The sequence below is a fragment of the Ruegeria atlantica genome (genome assembly GCF_013032505.1).
Classification (GTDB): Bacteria; Pseudomonadota; Alphaproteobacteria; order Rhodobacterales; family Rhodobacteraceae; genus Ruegeria; species Ruegeria atlantica_F.
The window spans coordinates 973,343-989,860 of sequence record NZ_WQCG01000002.1; the positions used below are offsets into that span (position 1 = coordinate 973,343).

At 56.9% G+C, this 16,518-nt stretch carries 17 protein-coding genes; 14 read left to right on the forward strand and 3 right to left on the reverse strand.

Annotated features, from left to right (window positions below; genetic code table 11):
- Positions 1 to 7: 7 nt before the first annotated feature.
- Both GOW92_RS11440 and GOW92_RS11445 read right to left on the reverse strand, forming a co-directional pair.
- Positions 8 to 544, reverse strand: coding sequence for a tripartite tricarboxylate transporter TctB family protein (locus tag GOW92_RS11440; protein ID WP_170560709.1), 537 nt, complete (start codon positions 542 to 544; stop codon positions 8 to 10).
- 60 nt (positions 545 to 604) lie between these two features.
- A complete protein-coding gene (locus GOW92_RS11445) occupies positions 605 to 1,534 on the reverse strand; it encodes a tripartite tricarboxylate transporter substrate binding protein (RefSeq protein WP_170560710.1) in 930 nt (309 codons plus the stop codon).
- Between the two features lie 109 nt (positions 1,535 to 1,643).
- On the opposite strand from GOW92_RS11445, the gene GOW92_RS11450 reads away from it, so the two are divergent.
- Positions 1,644 to 2,423 carry an IclR family transcriptional regulator gene (locus GOW92_RS11450; protein ID WP_170560711.1) on the forward strand — a complete coding sequence of 260 codons (780 nt, stop codon included), beginning with the start codon at positions 1,644 to 1,646 and terminating at the stop codon, positions 2,421 to 2,423.
- Positions 2,424 to 2,457: 34 nt separating this feature from the next.
- Positions 2,458 to 3,810 (forward strand): aminotransferase class III-fold pyridoxal phosphate-dependent enzyme, encoded by a 1,353-nt coding sequence (locus GOW92_RS11455; protein WP_170560712.1) that lies wholly within the window; start codon positions 2,458 to 2,460, stop codon positions 3,808 to 3,810.
- Positions 3,811 to 3,843: 33 nt separating this feature from the next.
- On the opposite strand, the gene hpaR is transcribed toward GOW92_RS11455, so the two are convergent.
- Positions 3,844 to 4,284, reverse strand: a complete 441-nt coding sequence (gene hpaR, locus GOW92_RS11460) for a homoprotocatechuate degradation operon regulator HpaR (RefSeq protein WP_170560713.1) — start codon at positions 4,282 to 4,284, stop codon at positions 3,844 to 3,846.
- A gap of 105 nt (positions 4,285 to 4,389) precedes the next feature.
- Here hpaR and GOW92_RS11465 point away from each other — a divergent pair, with 105 nt between their 5' ends.
- From GOW92_RS11465 to GOW92_RS11520, 12 genes are all read left to right on the forward strand, one after another.
- Positions 4,390 to 4,788 carry a 5-carboxymethyl-2-hydroxymuconate Delta-isomerase gene (locus GOW92_RS11465; protein WP_170560714.1) on the forward strand — a complete coding sequence of 133 codons (399 nt, stop codon included), beginning with the start codon at positions 4,390 to 4,392 and terminating at the stop codon, positions 4,786 to 4,788.
- 3 nt (positions 4,789 to 4,791) lie between these two features.
- Positions 4,792 to 6,300 carry a 5-carboxymethyl-2-hydroxymuconate semialdehyde dehydrogenase gene (gene hpaE / locus GOW92_RS11470; protein ID WP_170560715.1) on the forward strand — a complete coding sequence of 503 codons (1,509 nt, stop codon included), beginning with the start codon at positions 4,792 to 4,794 and terminating at the stop codon, positions 6,298 to 6,300.
- 167 nt (positions 6,301 to 6,467) lie between these two features.
- Positions 6,468 to 7,310 (forward strand): 3,4-dihydroxyphenylacetate 2,3-dioxygenase, encoded by an 843-nt coding sequence (hpaD, locus tag GOW92_RS11475; protein WP_170560716.1) that lies wholly within the window; start codon positions 6,468 to 6,470, stop codon positions 7,308 to 7,310.
- A gap of 24 nt (positions 7,311 to 7,334) precedes the next feature.
- On the forward strand, positions 7,335 to 8,816 hold the full coding sequence (locus tag GOW92_RS11480; protein ID WP_170560717.1) for an NAD-dependent succinate-semialdehyde dehydrogenase: 1,482 nt from the start codon (positions 7,335 to 7,337) through the stop codon (positions 8,814 to 8,816).
- A complete protein-coding gene (locus tag GOW92_RS11485) occupies positions 8,816 to 9,670 on the forward strand; it encodes a fumarylacetoacetate hydrolase family protein (RefSeq protein ID WP_170560718.1) in 855 nt (284 codons plus the stop codon). The genes GOW92_RS11480 and GOW92_RS11485 overlap by 1 nt, the downstream gene beginning before the upstream one ends.
- Complete coding sequence (gene hpaH, locus GOW92_RS11490; protein ID WP_170560719.1) at positions 9,667 to 10,467, forward strand: 2-oxo-hept-4-ene-1,7-dioate hydratase; 801 nt, start codon at positions 9,667 to 9,669, stop codon at positions 10,465 to 10,467. The genes GOW92_RS11485 and hpaH overlap by 4 nt, the downstream gene beginning before the upstream one ends.
- Before the next feature lie 12 nt (positions 10,468 to 10,479).
- A complete protein-coding gene (locus GOW92_RS11495) occupies positions 10,480 to 11,535 on the forward strand; it encodes an aldolase/citrate lyase family protein (protein ID WP_170560720.1) in 1,056 nt (351 codons plus the stop codon).
- Positions 11,536 to 11,569: 34 nt separating this feature from the next.
- Positions 11,570 to 12,298, forward strand: a complete 729-nt coding sequence (locus GOW92_RS11500) for a metallophosphoesterase family protein (RefSeq protein ID WP_170560721.1) — start codon at positions 11,570 to 11,572, stop codon at positions 12,296 to 12,298.
- A gap of 368 nt (positions 12,299 to 12,666) precedes the next feature.
- The gene (locus GOW92_RS11505; RefSeq protein WP_170560722.1) at positions 12,667 to 13,617 is read left to right on the forward strand and encodes an MBL fold metallo-hydrolase; all 951 of its coding nucleotides are present in this window, start codon (positions 12,667 to 12,669) and stop codon (positions 13,615 to 13,617) included.
- A gap of 25 nt (positions 13,618 to 13,642) precedes the next feature.
- A complete protein-coding gene (locus GOW92_RS11510) occupies positions 13,643 to 15,277 on the forward strand; it encodes an FAD-dependent oxidoreductase (protein WP_170560723.1) in 1,635 nt (544 codons plus the stop codon).
- A complete protein-coding gene (locus tag GOW92_RS11515; RefSeq protein WP_170560724.1) occupies positions 15,274 to 15,465 on the forward strand; it encodes a DUF2783 domain-containing protein in 192 nt (63 codons plus the stop codon). The genes GOW92_RS11510 and GOW92_RS11515 overlap by 4 nt, the downstream gene beginning before the upstream one ends.
- 16 nt (positions 15,466 to 15,481) lie before the next feature.
- A complete protein-coding gene (locus tag GOW92_RS11520; RefSeq protein WP_170560725.1) occupies positions 15,482 to 16,516 on the forward strand; it encodes a TRAP transporter substrate-binding protein in 1,035 nt (344 codons plus the stop codon).
- Positions 16,517 to 16,518 lie beyond the last annotated feature (2 nt).

The following is a 16,518-nucleotide window of genomic DNA, read 5'->3' on the forward strand; positions in this document are numbered from 1 at the left end:
GCCCTCCTTACAGGTAGGTCAGCGCAAAGGCGCGCACGGAATCGGGAAGATATTCATAGATTGCTCCGGCAGGGATTTTGACCTGAAGAAAGCCTCGGAAAACGATCGTAACCACGAAGCCGAATAACGCTGCTATGCCGACCGCGCCTGACCCCCGGAACCCGGCCCGCAGGGTCAAAAAGACCGCGAACAGCATCGTCGACGGCAGATAGCCAAGCTGCGGCACCAACAGGACATAAATCAGGAAATAAACGACATATTCGAACGACCGGGCCCAAAACCCGACCTCGGTCCAGCGCCCGCTGATCCGGTCGGACAAGGCTGAACTGAGCCAATGTAGAAACCCGAACACCACCATGCACCAGACAGCAATCGTAGGCCACAGACCCGGTTGCGCGAACCATTTGGTCCTTTTGACAACCTTGGTCTGGTCACCCAGCTGGGATAAGAGAAAAACCGCGAAGGCTAAAAACAGCACTGCGAAAACAACATCGCCCGGACGGCGATATCTTTTGAACATGTCCTGTAGTGTCTTAGCGATCATCATCTTCCTCCCACCCAGAAAAAAGAGCGCGAAACCGTGTCTCGCGCCCCTGTTTGAGCCTTATTCGCCCAAAATCTCTTCGATTTTTGCGAAGGACGCTTTGTCAGTTTCAATCTGCGCGTTGGACGCATCCGGGTCCTGCCAGTAGATCAGCGCTCCGGTTTCTTCAGCCAGTGCCTTGGCCTTGTCTGATTGCAGTGCCTTTTGCGCGGCGGCAGTGATCTTTTCGCGGGCTTCAGGGGGTGTGTCCTTGTGAACGAACAAACCGTTCCAAAGCGCCAGCGGCAGGTCCGGGTTAAGTTCGACGATCGTAGGTGTGTCCGGCACCAGTGAAATTCGTTCGCCGCCGATGCTGGCCAGAACATTCACCTGATCTAGACAGGGCAGCACCAGTTGAAGCGTGGTGTTGATTACATCCACATCGCCTGAGGCCAATGTGTTGCAATCCAACGCGTCAAATGCAGCTTCGCTGGCGAAGTCGAAACCGCTGCTGACCGCCGCTGCAAAAGTCACCTGAGTTGGGGGCAAGACCGAACCAAAATGTCCGAGCGCCAGGTCGTTTTCTTTGCCATGCGCCACGAGTTCTTCCCAGTTCGAAAAAGGCGCGTCTTTGCTTGCTGCAATCACGAAAGGATAGGTCAGAAAGATACCGATGGGGTCAAACGGGTTCGGGTCAAGTTCTGGGATGCCTATTTCCGGCCCAATAACCGGCACACCAATTACGAACGATCCGATTGTGTAGCCGTCCGCTGGGGCCGTGGCCACTTCTACGGCACCGGGAAACGGGCCGCCGCCGCCGCCGGGCTTGTTCACCACGGCCGCAGGAACACCGTACATCGCTTGGAATTCGTCCGCGATCATCCGCGTCAGAACATCTTCCAGATCGCCCGGAGGCCACGGAACTACAAAGGAAACCGGCTTTTCGGGATACTCGGCCAGTGCAGCTGTTGCAGAAGCTACAAAGGCGGCGGTTGCTAGAAATTTCTTCATTGACACCTCCCAGTGCGTGGTTCATTTATTGAACCGTGTTAACAATAAATATCTTGCTTTGTTAAATTGTATCTGTCAAGTATATGGTGTGCCTAAGGAGGTATGAAGAATGGGGACCGCCCTTAACGCCCTGAAAATGTTAGAATACTTTTCGAACTCGCGGCCAGAGATCGGCCTGAGCCAACTTTCTCGGCTTTCAGGAGCCAACAAGGCAACCACACTCAGGCATCTGCGGGCGTTGGAAGAATTTGGATTGATCGAGCAGAATCCGATGTCCAAGTCCTACATGATTGGCCCCGCGGCGCTGCGCTTGGCGGCGCTGCGCGAGATTGCCAAGCCTGGCTTGGAGGGTGCCCGTTCACAGATGCGATCCGCGATGCAATCCGTTGGAGAAAGCCTGCACTTATCCCTCCTTGAAAAAGACACGCTCAAAACCGCCCTTGTGGTCGAGGCAATGCAACATAGCGTGCGAGTTAGCCTGGATCCGACCGAGATCATCCCGATAAATGCCACGGCATCGGGCCTGTGCATGCTTAGCTTTGGCCCCACTTTTCTTTTCGACCATCTCGGTTCTGATCCGCTTACCCGCTATACGGACCAGACCCTTACCGACCCGGATACAATTCGCGAACGCGTCAAGCTGGTCGGTCGCGCGGGATGGGCCAACAGCAATGGCAGCTACGAGGATGGCGTTTATGGCTTTGCCTCGCCCATCTTCGGCATTGACCAAATCGCAATTGGAACAATAGCGATTGCCGTTCCCGAAAGTCGTGCCACGCGTGAACGGCTGCCCGCAATCCTCAATTCGCTTCACACATTAACGCATGCGCTGACCGCAAATTTTGGCGGCCAGATACCCGAGACATTTCCAACCGAATTCCACCCGTGACAGGCAGTGGACTCAATACCCGGAGAACCCCGAAATGAAAGATTCCAACTTTCTGAAGGAAAATAACGCTCGACATTTCTGGCATCCAATGGCGCACCCTGCCGACAGCCAGAAGAACCCGCCTACAATCCTGACCGGAGGCGAAGGGGTCAGCATCGTCGATATTGACGGGCACAAGGCTATCGACGCCGTAGGCGGTCTTTGGAACGTCAATCTGGGCTATTCCTGTGATCCGGTGAAACAGGCCATCGCCGATCAGATGAACGCCCTGCCCTATTACTCGACCTTTCGCGGCACCAGCAACGACAAGGCAATTGAGCTTTCATACGAGTTGGCACAGTTTTTTGCCCCCGATGGGTTGACCCGTGCGTTCTTTACTTCGGGTGGTTCAGATTCTGTTGAGATCGCGCTGAAACTGGCGCGGCAGTATCACAAAGTACGCGGTCAGGAGGGGCGCACTAAGTTCATCAGCCTGAAACAAGGCTATCACGGCACCCATTTCGCCGCCGCCTCGGTAAATGGAAACCAGAAGTTCCGAGCAGCTTATGAGCCGATGATGCCAGGCTGTTTCCATGTGCCCGCTCCGTGGACTTACCGAAACCCGTTTGATGAGACCGACCCCGAACGTCTGGCGCAGCTCTGCGTCAAAGCGCTGGAAGCAGAAATAACATTCCAGGGCGCGAACACCGTCGCCGCTTTCATCATGGAACCCGTTCTTGGCGCCGGTGGTGTGATCCCACCGCACAAAAGCTTCATGCCCATGGTGCGCGACGTCTGCTCGAAACACGGCATTCTTCTGATATCGGACGAGATTATCACCGCCTTTGGCCGGACCGGCAGCGAAAGTGGTGCCCGGCATTGGGGCGTGCAGCCCGACATCATGACCACCGCCAAGGCAATCACAAATGGTTACTTCCCGTTTGGTGCGGCCATGATCTCGGGCGCAGTCGCCGAGGTGTTTGAAAGTGACACCACAGGCAAGGCGTCAGTTGATCAGGGTTATACCTATTCCGGCCACCCGGTCGGCGCCGCAGCAGCTTTGGCGGCCCTGTCGGAAATCAACCGCCTAAGGGTTTGGGAAAATGCGTCCGCTCGTGGGGATGAATTGTTCGCCGGTCTGAAAAAGCTGGCCGAGAAATACGATGCGATTGGCGATGTACGCGGCGGCGAGGGTCTGATGTGCGCGCTGGAACTGGTGTCAGACCGCGCCACCAAAGCACCGATCGCCAAGCATCTGCCTTTGCAGGTTCAGAAGGCGGCCTATGAAGATGGCGTGATGGTCCGTGTCTCGGGCAACAACATCATCCTGTCGCCGCCTCTGATCATCACATCTGACGATGTTTCCAAGATCCTGTCGGCCCTCGACACCGGCTTGGCAAGTCTTTGATCGCAGTTCTGACTCTGGCTTTAGAGGCCGGGGTCAGACTTTTACGGCCTGCAACTCCTCAAGCAGGTCTAGCAGGTGGTTCAGCTTTTCGCGCCCCATCTGCGCCTCGATATTATTGGCGATCGCCAATGAGGTCGCAAGGTTATCCTCAAGAATCCGGCGCCCGTCATCCGTGATCTTCACCATGGTTCGACGCTTGTCCTGGTTGTCCTGACGGCGGGTGATCTGGCCTTCGGCCTCCATCGTGCGCAGAATGCGCGTCAGGCTAGGCAACAGCAGACACGCCTCGTTGGCAATGGCACTTTGTTCGACTTCGCCCAATTCGTCCAAAACACGCAGGATGCGCCATTTTTGTTCAGTCAGCTGAATGCCCTGCAGCATATCCCGGATCGGGGCCATAACGGTTTCGCGCGCGCGCAGCAAAGCAATCGGAAGGGATCGAGAGGTGCTCTGGGTGTGGCTTTGAGTGTTCATGCCCGACTTCTAGAGCCCCAATTCGGGAATTGCAAAGATTAACAAAGCAAGCTCTTGACGGGCGCAGCGCAATTTACTAAACATGTTAACAATAAAGGAGGAAGCATGCCGCATTTTCACGTCGAATATTCCAGCAATCTGGACGACCGTGTTGACATGAGTGGCTTGTGCGAGTGCATTCGCGCGACGGCGGCGGAGATTGACACCTTCCCCCTGCCAGGCATTCGTGTTCGCGCAATGCGTGCTGACCACTATGCGATCGCCGACGGCAACCCAGACCATAGCTTTATCGATATCTCGATACGTCTGCGTGGCGGCCGCCCCGATGACGTCAAGCAGGATGCCACGCAGCGCATCTTTGCGGCAGTCAAAGCTTATCTTGAACCCGCCTTGTCACAATACTCGATCGCGCTTTCGCTTGAGATGCGCGACATCGACCCAGATCTATCGCCCAAGACCGGCACGATCCGAGAACACTTGAGCGCGACCACGCAGGAGACCTGAAGCATGAGTGCACTGGACACAAATATCGAGAAACTAGCGGGATTCTTGGCGCGGTTCAAAAAGACGGGCATCAAGAACCGCATCGCAGGTGAGGATCGGGATGGCGGTGCAGGCGTGTTCCAGTCCACCTCGCCGGTAGACAAATCAGTGATTTGCGATGTCGCGCATGGTACCGCCGATGACATCGATACTGCGGCCAAGGCCGCCCATGCCGCGTTCGCCGACTGGCGCGACATGCCCGCAACCCAGCGTCGCCGCATCCTATTGAACGTAGCCGAAGCCATCGAGGCGCGCGCCGAGGAAATCGCCCTGTGCGAATGCTGGGATACAGGGCAAACCCTGCGGTTCATGTCCAAAGCAGCACTGCGCGGGGCCGAGAACTTCCGCTATTTCGCCGATCAGGTGGTCCAGGCCCGCGATGGCCAGCATCTGAAGTCGCCTACGCTGATGAATATAACCACCCGCGTGCCGATCGGCCCGGTGGGCGTGATCACCCCTTGGAACACACCGTTCATGCTGTCGACTTGGAAAATAGCTCCGGCACTGGCTGCCGGTTGCACTGTGGTTCATAAACCGGCCGAGGACAGCCCCCTTACTGCGCGTCTGCTCGTAGAAATCGCCGAAGAGGCCGGCTTGCCCAAAGGAGTGCTGAATACGGTCAACGGGTTTGGCCCTGATGCGGGCAAGGCGCTAACCGAGCACCCCCTGATCAAGGCCATCGCTTTTGTCGGCGAAAGCCGCACCGGGTCGATCATCACCAAACAGGGTGCCGATACGCTCAAACGTATGCATCTGGAGCTTGGCGGCAAGAACCCGGTCATCGTTTTTGATGACGCCGATCTGGATCGGGCGCTGGATGCGGTGATCTTCATGATCTACTCAATCAACGGCGAGCGCTGCACCTCTTCTTCACGCCTGCTGGTCCATGACACGATCAAGGAAGAGTTCGAGGCCAAACTGATTGAACGGGTAAACAACATCAAGGTCGGCCACCCGCTGGACCCGGCGACCGAGATCGGCCCGCTCGTGACCGAGGAACACTACAACAAGGTAACCAGTTACTTCGACATCGCCAAAGAGGATGGTGCGACCGTGGCAGCCGGCGGCGCCAAAGTGGGTGACGAGGGATACTTCGTTCGCCCGACCCTGTTCACCAATGCCACAAACCAGATGCGCATCGCGCGCGAGGAGATCTTTGGCCCGGTTCTCACCTCCATCCCCTTTTCGACCGAGGAAGAAGCCTTGCAGATCGCCAATGACACGCCTTATGGACTAACCGGTTACGTTTGGACCAACGATCTGACCCGCGCGTTGCGTTTTACAGACAAGCTCGAAGCTGGAATGATCTGGGTGAACTCGGAAAACGTCCGCCACCTGCCGACACCTTTTGGCGGCGTTAAGGCCTCTGGCATCGGTCGTGACGGCGGCGACTGGTCGTTCGAGTTTTACATGGAGCAGAAACACGTCGGATTTGCTACTGGCCAACACAAGATCGTACAGCTGGGCAAATAACTCAGAAGCTACGGTATCCCAACAGTGGGCCGCACATCGAACTAAGTTAGGATACGCGCAAACACCTATGGTTCAGAGAACCCGCTTTGGGTCTGACCAAATGTCGTCCAACCGCCAATTCTCCCTTCGAGGCGGTTAGACGACACCTTTAATAAGGAGGAATTGTTATGGGAAAGATTGTACAAGCGGCCAAGATTACGCATGTGCCCAGCATCTGGATGTCCCACACAATGCCCAAGTACAAAGGCATCCGGCAACCTGCTATTGATGGATACGCGCGCCTGCGTCAGGACGCGATTGACCGCAGCGTTGATACGTTCATCATTTTTGACACGCATTGGATCACCAATCAGGGCTTTCACCTGAACGCCAAGCAACACCACAAAGGCCGGTTTATCAGCCACGAGCTGCCGCATATGCTGGCAGATATGGAATTCGATTATCGCGGTGACCCAGAGCTTGCGAACAGCATTCTGGACGTGATGAAGGAACGCGGCGAACGCGCACTGGGGCATGCACAGCCCGATCTGGGCATGGAATACGGTACGCTGCTGCCGATGCATTTCATCAACGACGGCGTCAATGCTCGGGTGCTGCCGGTGGCGGTCAACCAGTTTTCCTCAATTGCCGAAAACCGTGTCTGGGGCGAGGCCATCGCAGAAGGCATCCGGCGTTCGGATCGTAATGTCTCGATCCTGGCGTCGGGCTCACTTAGTCACGATTTCACTCCAAACGAACGCTCAGTCGATGGGTTGAATGCGGTCAATGGCGAGTTCAACCGTCAGATGGACTTGCGTGTACTGGAGCTGTGGGAGCAAGGACGATTTGAAGAATTCCTCGAACTCCTGCCCGACTACGCCAAGAAGTGTACCGGCGAATGCGCGATGAACGACACGGCGCTGCTGTTCGGAGCTCTGGGCTGGGGCAGCTACCAAGGCGAAATCGATATTTACACGCCCTATTTCGGAAGCTCCGGAACAGGACAGGCAAATATTAGCTTTTCGGTCTAAGACCGAAACACAGGAACCACCGGAATGACAGAGCTTTGTCTCAACGATCCTTCTTTGCTAGCTCAGGCAGCTAAAGTGGGAACCAGATGGATTAGTATTACCGACGTTACAGACACGATCGACGTCACCAATCCGGCCACGGGTGCAGTGATTGGAAAAGTCCCCAATCTGGGAGCTGAGGAAACCGCCACCGCCATCGCCGAAGCGCAGACCGCTCAAAAGGCGTGGGCCGCGCGCACAGCAAAAGAGCGCAGTCAGATTCTGCGGCGCTGGTATGACCTGATGATGGAAAATCAGGACGATCTGGGCGCCATACTAACCGCCGAGCAGGGCAAACCACTGGCCGAAGCCAAAGGTGAGATCGCTTATGGGGCCAGTTTCATCGAATGGTTCGCCGAAGAGGCACGCCGAGCTTATGGCGACGTGACGCCCGGCCATGCGCCGGACAAGCGGATCGTCACAATAAAACAGCCCATTGGAGTCGTGGCCGCGATCACGCCTTGGAACTTCCCCAATGCGATGATTACCCGCAAGGCCGGCCCGGCCCTTGCCGCAGGCTGTTCGATGGTTCTGAAACCTGCCAGCCAGACGCCCTTCTCGGCCATCGCACTCGCCATTCTGGCCGAGCGGGCGGGTCTTCCGGACGGTCTGTTCTCGGTCCTGACCGGATCAGCGCGCGGGATCGGTGGAGAGATGACCTCCAGCAAGATCGTACAGAAGCTGACCTTTACTGGATCGACCGAGATCGGCGCGCTGCTTTATGCGCAATGTGCACCTACGATCAAGAAACTGGGGTTGGAGCTGGGCGGCAACGCGCCGTTCATCGTGTTCGACGATGCGGATCTGGATGCCGCCGTCGAAGGCGCCGTTATCGCCAAGTTCCGCAATAACGGTCAGACCTGCGTCTGCGCCAACCGCATTTATGTGCAGGCCGGTGTGTATGACGCCTTTGCCGAAAAGCTGGCCGCGAAGGTGGCGACCCTGCCAACTGGAAACGGGTTTGACGAAGGCATCATTTTTGGTCCCCTGATCGATCAGGCCGCCGTGAAAAAAGTGACCGAACATATCGCTGACGCCACGGCCAAAGGCGCAACTGTAACCCTTGGCGGCAAGGCCCACGAATTGGGCGGCACCTTCTTTGAACCCACAATTCTGACCGGCGTAACATCGGAGATGGCCGTGGCCACAGAAGAAACCTTTGGCCCAGTTGCACCCCTGTTCAAATTCGACGCGGAAGCTGAGGTCGTCGCGGCGGCCAACAAGACTGAATTCGGCCTCGCCTCATATTTCTATTCTCGTGATCTGGCCCGCGTCTGGCGCGTGTCTGAGGCGCTGGAATATGGCATGGTCGGGATCAATACCGGCCTGATCTCAACCGCCGAAGCGCCATTTGGCGGCGTTAAGATGTCCGGCTTGGGCCGCGAGGGATCGCGCCACGGGCTCGAGGATTTCATGGAACTGAAATATCTTTGCATGGGTGGCATTGACGCCGCCGAGGAGGCCTGATGCGTTTTGCAACTTACACCGCCAAAGGAGCAACCTATTTCGGTGCCATAACCGATGACGGCGCAATCGCACTGAACGACGCTTTCCCTGATCAGGCCAGCCTCTATGAGGTGATCGCCGCAGGCGACTTTGACAAACTGGCCGGGGCATCAGAGGGCCGCGAAGTGACCCACGCGGAGTTCACGTATGAAATGGTAATGCCGGATGTCCGCCGCATCCTTTGTGTCGGAGTGAACTTTCCCGACCGCAATGCGGAATACAAGGATGGCAGCGCACAGCCGAAATACATGTCGCTGTTCCCACGCTTTGCGAGCGGTTTCACCGGTCACAACCGCCCGCTGATCCGTCCGCCGGAAAACCACACGCTGGATTACGAGGGCGAGGTGGCCATCGTGATCGGAAAGGCCGGGCGTCGGATTTCGCAGCAAGATGCCTATGACCACATTGCAGCGCTGACACTGTGCAACGAGGGTACTATCCGCGACTGGGTACGGCACGCCAAGTTTAACGTCACGCAGGGCAAGAACTGGGATGACTCCGGGGCCATTGGCCCCTGGCTGGTGCCGTTCACTGATGCGGCACAACTGGACGATGCCCGCATACAGACCCACGTAAATGGCGAACTGCGCCAAGACGACACGCTGAACCGCATGATGTTTCCGATCCGGCGCGAAATCGAATACATCTCGACCTTCATGACGCTGCAGCCCGGCGACATTATCGTCACCGGAACGCCTACCGGCGCAGGCGCGCGGTTTGATCCGCCAAGGTATCTGGCTCCGGGCGACGTCGTCGAGGTTTCGGTCAACGGGATCGGCACCCTGCGCAACACCGTTGAGGATGAGCAGGTATGACGCCCGAAGATCACGCCCGCGCCGCCATGGACTTGCTGAAGGCCGAGCGCACGCGCGAACAGATCGGACTGCTTACCCTGCGCCACCCCGAAATGGGGATGGATGACGCTTATGAGGTACAGAACGCGATCTATCGACAAAAGCTGGCCGAAGGTCGCAAAGTGATTGGCTGGAAAATCGGGCTGACCTCGAAGGCAATGCAATATGCGTTGAACATCGACATCCCCGACAGCGGAATTCTGTTTGATGACATGGCGTTCGACAACGGCAGTACTGTGCCTGCAGGCCGTTTCATCCAGCCTCGGATCGAAGCAGAAATCGCCTTTGTCTTGAAGTCGGCAGTGGGCGGTGAACATGTCACCCGCGAGGATATACTCGCAGCCACAGATTACGTCGCCCCATCCATCGAAATTCTCGACACCCGAATTCAGAGAGTAGACCCCGAAACCGGCAAAACACGCACTGTCTTTGACACCATCAGTGACAATGCCGCCAATGCGGGCATTGTTTTGGGTAACGAGCGTCACGCCTGTGATGCGTTCGACCTTCGCTGGGTCGGCGCGTTGACATTCCGCAATGGCGAGGTCGAAGAGACCGGTCTGGGCGCAGGCGTGCTGAATGACCCAGTGGAAAGCGTAGTCTGGCTGGCTCGACGTATGGCGCAATACGGCCAGAGTATCGAACCCGGTCAGGTGATCCTGTCGGGCAGCTTCATCCGCCCCGTCGAATGCCCGCAGGGTACGGAAATTCATGCGGATTTCGGCCCGTTCGGATCGGTCGATATCAACTTTGCCTGAAGGAGCGCCCTGATGCCTGCGCCAAAGAGTACGTTCAAGGCCGCGCTGGCCGCCGGGCAGCCTCAGATAGGCTGTTGGATTGGAATGGCCGATGCCTACGCGGCGGAAATCGCCGCAACCGCTCGGTTCGACTGGCTGCTGGTCGATGGGGAACACGCGCCGAACGACCTACGCACAGTTTTGGAACAGGTGCGCGTTATCGAAAGCTCTGGCAGCGTACCCGTCGCGCGCCTCCCGATTGGCGAGACCTGGATGATCAAGCAGTATCTGGATGCCGGCGTTCAGAATATTCTGGTTCCGATGGTCGAAAGCGGCGATCAGGCGCACGATCTAGTGCGCGCCGTGCAATACCCGCCGCATGGGGTGCGCGGTGTCGGCTCGGCGCTGGCGCGCGCTTCGCACTTTGCTGCAATCCCTGACTACCTGAAAACCGCGGACGATCAGATCTGCCTGCTGGTGCAAGTGGAAAATCGCGCCGGGCTGGACGCGTTGGACGATATTCTGGCTTCCGGCGTAGACGGGGTTTTCATAGGCCCCTCGGATCTGGCCGCCGATATGGGGCATATCGGCAACGCCGCCCACCCCGAGGTCGAGGCTGCTGTTCTTAACGCGCTAAAACGGATCATCGCATCGGGCAAGGCGGCAGGTATTCTGACGATGGATCCGGCAATGCAGCGCAAGTGTCTGGATCTGGGCGTCACCTTTCTGGCCACCGATATTGACGTTGTCCTGTTCGCAAAGACCGTCCGCGCGTCGGCGGATGCAGCCCTGGCCCTTTTGCCGGATCAGAGCGTATCGGGCACTGCCCAGACCGATGCCGCCAGCAAGTACCTGAAGCAATTGTGTAAACACTGGTCCCACAAAGCTGAGGTCTCATTCGATGACAATCAGGGCCGTGTTGCGTTTCCCGACGGAGATCGGGTTACGTTGACGGCCACAGCAGAACGCCTGTCAATCGAAGCTGAAACGGGACCGCGTGGTGATTTGGCCCGATGGCAAAAAGTGATCGAGGCGCACCTGGTCCGTTTCGCCTTCCGCGAAGATTTCAGGATCGACTGGGCCAGATAGTCCGAAGATCAGCCTCTGAACCGGAAAGAACGCGATGCCCGATCCCATATATGCCATCGGAGATATACATGGGCAGCTCGAAATGCTGCAGGATGCGCTGGCGCGGATCGAACAGGATGGCGGCCCGGACGCAAGAATTATCTTTATCGGTGATTATACAGACCGGGGCCCCGACAGCCGTGGGGTTCTGGACTTACTGAATCAGGGAAAGATGGAAGGCCGAAACTGGATCTTCCTGCGCGGCAATCACGACCAGATGTGCGGGATGTTTCTGGAGGAATACCCTCGCAATGACGCACGGCTGCTTGTTGGATATCATTGGCTGCATCCACGGATCGGCGGGGTCGAAACGTTGAAGTCTTATAGGGTCGACGTGGTCGAGGGCAATCGCATCTTTCAGATCCACGCCCGCGCCAAAGCGACGGTTCCGCAGGCCCATATCAACTTTCTGCAGGGGCTGCTGCCCTGCCATTTGGAGGACAATCTGCTATTTGTTCACGCTGGCATCCGGCCCGGCGTTCCGCTGAACCAGCAGGACCCAGACGACATGATTTGGATCCGCGACGAGTTTCTGGACTTCAAGGCCCCTCACCCCTGGCTGGTGGTTCACGGCCACACCCATGTGGCCGAGCCGGAACATCACGGCAACCGTATCAATCTGGATACAGGAGCAGGCTATGGCCACGCCCTTACAGCTGCCGTGTTTGAAGGCGCCACCTGCTGGGTTCTGGATGCGGGTGGACGCAGACCTTTGACACCCTGAGGTAACCTCTGACTCACATTGTGCAAACATATAGATTTTCCACCGGCGTTTCTATTCCGGTTTTGCCCGACGAAGATCTTCAGGTCACGAGACCCTTGGGTAACTGGGAAAGAACCGACTACTCAGCCATCTCGACGTACTGGCAAACTCGATAATGGCCAGGCGCGACTGGCTTCCAAAGAACCTCGAACTAAAAAACTTGTTTTTCGGTCAGATACTTCGCGAAACCCTACTGGAATGTTCTCTGAGTGAGGCGTTCAAACCGATGGCTCCAAAACGAAACAGCATTGACATTAGTTTCATTTGTAACGATAGTCGTTGCAAATGAAACGACATGAGTCGCAAGCAAATTACTTTGGGAGAACACAATGGCTAAGGCATTCGCATCTCAGGGAGATTTGGTTGAAAAAACGATCAGCTTCACCGAGGTGGGTGAAGGGTTATGGGCCTTTACTGCCGAAGGAGATCCCAATTCCGGCGTGATCATCGGTGATGACAGCGTAATGATCGTCGAAGCGCAGGCAACGCCACGGCTGGCAAACAAGGTGATCGAGAAAGTCCGTGAAGTAACCGACAAACCGATCACGCACCTGGCGCTGACCCACTATCACGCAGTTCGTGTTCTTGGCGCCTCGGCCTACGGTGCGGATCAAGTACTTATGTCCGAAACATCCCGGGGACAGGTTGTTGAGCGTGGTCAGGAAGACTGGGACAGTGAATTTCAGCGCTTCCCGCGCCTGTTCGAAGGCCATGAAAGCATTCCGGGGCTGACTTGGCCCACGACCACCTTCAGGGATCGCATGAGCGTTTATCTTGGCAACCGGCGCGTTGACCTGATGCATCTCGGACGTGCCCACACTGCAGGTGACATTGTTATTCATGTCCCTGACCAGAATGTCATGTTTACCGGTGACATCGTCGAATACCATTCGGCCTGCTACTGCGGTGACGGTCATTTCAACGATTGGGGCGGCACGCTCGACAATATCGCTGCATTCGATGTTGACGCCATTGCACCGGGTCGCGGGGATGCGCTGATCGGCAAAGACATGGTTGAGGCGGCAATCGAGTCCACCCGGGACTTCGTCGAGAGCACCTATCTTCCCGCGGCGAAAGTTGCGGCGCGCGGTGGAACTCTGAAAGAGGCCTGGGACGCTGTTCGGGACGCCTGCGACCCGAAATTCGCGGACTACGCCATCTACGAACACTGCCTGCCGTTCAACGTAGCGCGCGCTTATGACGAGGCGCGCGGCATCGACACGCCGCGCATCTGGACGGCGCAACGCGACTTGGAAATGTGGGAGCAACTGCAGGGTTGAGCGCCTGAAGGGAGGGGATTCTTCGATGTTCGATGACCGTTACAAGCTGGCTTACAAAAGCTATCCATACGAAAAGTCGCCGGATCAGAACCTGGACGTACCGGTACGCCACCCGGTTGTAATCATGGGCGGGGGGCCGATCGGGATCGCCACCGCGCTTGACCTCGGCCGTCAGGGTGTTCCTGTCGTGGTTCTTGATGACCATGAAGGTATCGGCATGGGCAGCCGGGCCATCTGTTTCGCAAAGCGGTGCCTGGAAGTCGCGGATCGCTATGGCTGTGGTGAGCCGATGCTCGACAAGGGAGTCGTCTGGAATCTCGGCAAGGTTTTCCACCGCGACGATAAAGTGTTCGAATTCAATCTGCTGCCGGAGGGCGGGCATAAATACCCCGCCTTCATCAACCTTCAACAACCTTATTTCGAACAATATATGATCGACCGCCTGCGCGAGTTGCAAGACGAGGGTGCCCCGATCCAGTTGCGCGGTAAAAACCGTGTCGACACGGTCCAGGTGCTCGATGATCACGTCGTTTTGACGGTGATGACACCAGACGGACTCTATACGCTGGAAGCCGATTGGCTGATCGGTTGTGATGGTGCAAATTCACCGCTGCGCGGGATGCTCGGACTTGATTTCAGCGGCCGCGTCTTCGAGGACAGCTTTCTGATCGCCGATATCAAACTGAAAGGCGATCTGAATTTTCCCACCGAACGCTGGTTCTGGTTCGAGCCGACACACGGTTCGGGTGCCTCTGCCCTTTTGCACAAGCAGCCCGACGACGTCTGGCGGATCGATTTTCAGATTGGCTGGGATGTGAACCGAAAGGAAGAACTGAAAGAAGAGAATATCCGCCGACGGTTGGATGCGATGCTGGGGGACGTGGACTATGAAATGGTCTGGTCCTCGATCTACACATTCCAATGCAAACGAATGGAAAGCTTCCGTTCTGGTCGGGTGATTTTTGCCGGCGATGCAGCGCATCAGGTTTCGCCCTTTGGTGCGCGCGGCGCCAATTCCGGTATGCAGGATGTCGACAACCTCGGCTGGAAACTGGGGTTGGTAATTCAAGGCAAAGCGCCGGAAAGCCTGCTTGAAACTTACAACGACGAACGCATCCATGGCGCGGATGAGAACATCCTGAACTCCACCCGCTCTACCGATTTCATCACACCGAAATCTGAAACCAGCCAGATTTTCCGCGATGCGGTCCTAAGCCTGAGCGGAACCTATGAATTCGCGCGACCGATGGTGAATTCGGGCAGGCTTTCGGTCCCTTGTGTTTACAGTGGATCACGGCTCAATTCAGCCGATGCACTTGCGGGCGGTCCCGAGCGGACCCAGCCAGGGGCCCCCTGCCCTGATGCGCCTGTAGGCGACGAATTCCTGCTCTCTAAACTTGGCGACAAGTTCATTCTTTTGACAATCGATACAGAAGCACCGGACGTTCTGGAAGAAGATGGGGTCGTCGCGCGTCGGCTGGCGCTCTCGACCCGCGACGACCCGACTGGTCAACTCAAGAAACGCTACCTCGGCGAAGCCACTTCTGCAGTCTACCTGATCCGCCCCGACCAGCATGTCGCGGCCCGTCGAGCAGAATTCAACGAGCCCCTTATGCGCGCGGCCTTGCGCCGGGCCATTGGCAAGGAGGCAAACCAATGAACGACCTGATCCTGACCCCCAATATTGACGGAACTGACGATTTCTACGCCGAACTTTTGGCCACCCACGAGGGCAAGAGCAAGGAAGAAAGCGATGCGATCAACGCGCGTTTAATTCTGATTTTGGCCAACCATATCGGCGATCGCGACGTCCTGAGCCAGGCGCTGAGGACCGCAGACATCACGTAATCCAAGGGAGGAAACCATGAACATCAAACTAAAGGGCAACACCATGCTGCTCGCCGGCATTGCAACCGTTGCAATGTCCATCGCGACAACGGCCGCGGCCGAAACCAAGCTGGCGCTTTCAAGTTGGCTGCCGCCACGCCACCCAATCGTGGTTGACGCGATCAAACCCTGGGCCAAACAGGTGGAAGAAGTCACCGATGGTCGCGTAACTGTACGTGTTCTTGCAAAGCCCATGGGCCCGCCTCCGGCGCATTACGACATGGCTGCCGAAGGTATTGCCGACATCACCTACGGCCTTCATTCATTCACCACCGACGACCGTTTCACCCGCTCTCGGATCGGGCAGTTTTCGTTCATCGGTGACGACGCTGTTGCCGGGTCTAAGGCGTTCTGGAATGTCTATTCCGGCCCACTGGAGGCGCAGAAAGAACATGAAGGCACCAAGCTTCTCGGGCTTTTTGTGCACGGCCCAGGCATGTTGCACAACAATGTCCGCAAGATCGAGACAACGGACGATTTCGCAGGCCTGAAGATCCGCGTACCCGGCGGCTATATCTCGGATCTCATGTCCGGTCTCGGCTCTACGACGCTGTTCATGTCATCGGGCGAAGTCTATGAAAAGCTATCGCGCGGTGTGATCGACGGCGTGACGTTCCCGTACGATGCTCTGGCTGCGTTCAAGCTGACCGAAGACGTCAAGTACACGATGCAAGTCCCCGGCGGCATCTACAACACCACTTGGTTCATGGTCATGAACGAAGACAAATGGAACGAGATCTCAGAAGAGGATCAGGCGGCCATCGAGGCGATTTCCGGCGAAGCCTTTGCCACACTGGTTGGCGAAGCTTGGGTTGGTGCAGACGAGAAAGGCAGCGCCGCGGCCGAAAAGGCCGGGATCGAAATCTACGAAGCGCCAGCCGAAGTCGTTGATGCGATCAAATCCCAGGCAGCAGATGCCGAAACAGCGTGGTCAGAAGCCATCTCGGCGGACGGCTATGACGGGGCGGCAGCACTGGAAGAAATGCGCAAGCAAGCTGGCGTGGACTTCTGATC

Excerpts from the sequence above, each read along its gene's own strand:
- GOW92_RS11440 (WP_170560709.1), bottom strand. The coding sequence starts at position 544 with ATGATCGCTAAGACACTACAGGACATGTTCAAAAGATATCGCCGTCCG.
- GOW92_RS11445 (WP_170560710.1), bottom strand. The coding sequence starts at position 1,534 with ATGAAGAAATTTCTAGCAACCGCCGCCTTTGTAGCTTCTGCAACAGCT.
- GOW92_RS11450 (WP_170560711.1), top strand. The coding sequence starts at position 1,644 with ATGGGGACCGCCCTTAACGCCCTGAAAATGTTAGAATACTTTTCGAAC.
- GOW92_RS11455 (WP_170560712.1), top strand. The coding sequence starts at position 2,458 with ATGAAAGATTCCAACTTTCTGAAGGAAAATAACGCTCGACATTTCTGG.
- hpaR (WP_170560713.1), bottom strand. The coding sequence starts at position 4,284 with ATGAACACTCAAAGCCACACCCAGAGCACCTCTCGATCCCTTCCGATT.
- GOW92_RS11465 (WP_170560714.1), top strand. The coding sequence starts at position 4,390 with ATGCCGCATTTTCACGTCGAATATTCCAGCAATCTGGACGACCGTGTT.
- hpaE (WP_170560715.1), top strand. The coding sequence starts at position 4,792 with ATGAGTGCACTGGACACAAATATCGAGAAACTAGCGGGATTCTTGGCG.
- hpaD (WP_170560716.1), top strand. The coding sequence starts at position 6,468 with ATGGGAAAGATTGTACAAGCGGCCAAGATTACGCATGTGCCCAGCATC.
- GOW92_RS11480 (WP_170560717.1), top strand. The coding sequence starts at position 7,335 with ATGACAGAGCTTTGTCTCAACGATCCTTCTTTGCTAGCTCAGGCAGCT.
- GOW92_RS11485 (WP_170560718.1), top strand. The coding sequence starts at position 8,816 with ATGCGTTTTGCAACTTACACCGCCAAAGGAGCAACCTATTTCGGTGCC.
- hpaH (WP_170560719.1), top strand. The coding sequence starts at position 9,667 with ATGACGCCCGAAGATCACGCCCGCGCCGCCATGGACTTGCTGAAGGCC.
- GOW92_RS11495 (WP_170560720.1), top strand. The coding sequence starts at position 10,480 with ATGCCTGCGCCAAAGAGTACGTTCAAGGCCGCGCTGGCCGCCGGGCAG.
- GOW92_RS11500 (WP_170560721.1), top strand. The coding sequence starts at position 11,570 with ATGCCCGATCCCATATATGCCATCGGAGATATACATGGGCAGCTCGAA.
- GOW92_RS11505 (WP_170560722.1), top strand. The coding sequence starts at position 12,667 with ATGGCTAAGGCATTCGCATCTCAGGGAGATTTGGTTGAAAAAACGATC.
- GOW92_RS11510 (WP_170560723.1), top strand. The coding sequence starts at position 13,643 with ATGTTCGATGACCGTTACAAGCTGGCTTACAAAAGCTATCCATACGAA.
- GOW92_RS11515 (WP_170560724.1), top strand. The coding sequence starts at position 15,274 with ATGAACGACCTGATCCTGACCCCCAATATTGACGGAACTGACGATTTC.
- GOW92_RS11520 (WP_170560725.1), top strand. The coding sequence starts at position 15,482 with ATGAACATCAAACTAAAGGGCAACACCATGCTGCTCGCCGGCATTGCA.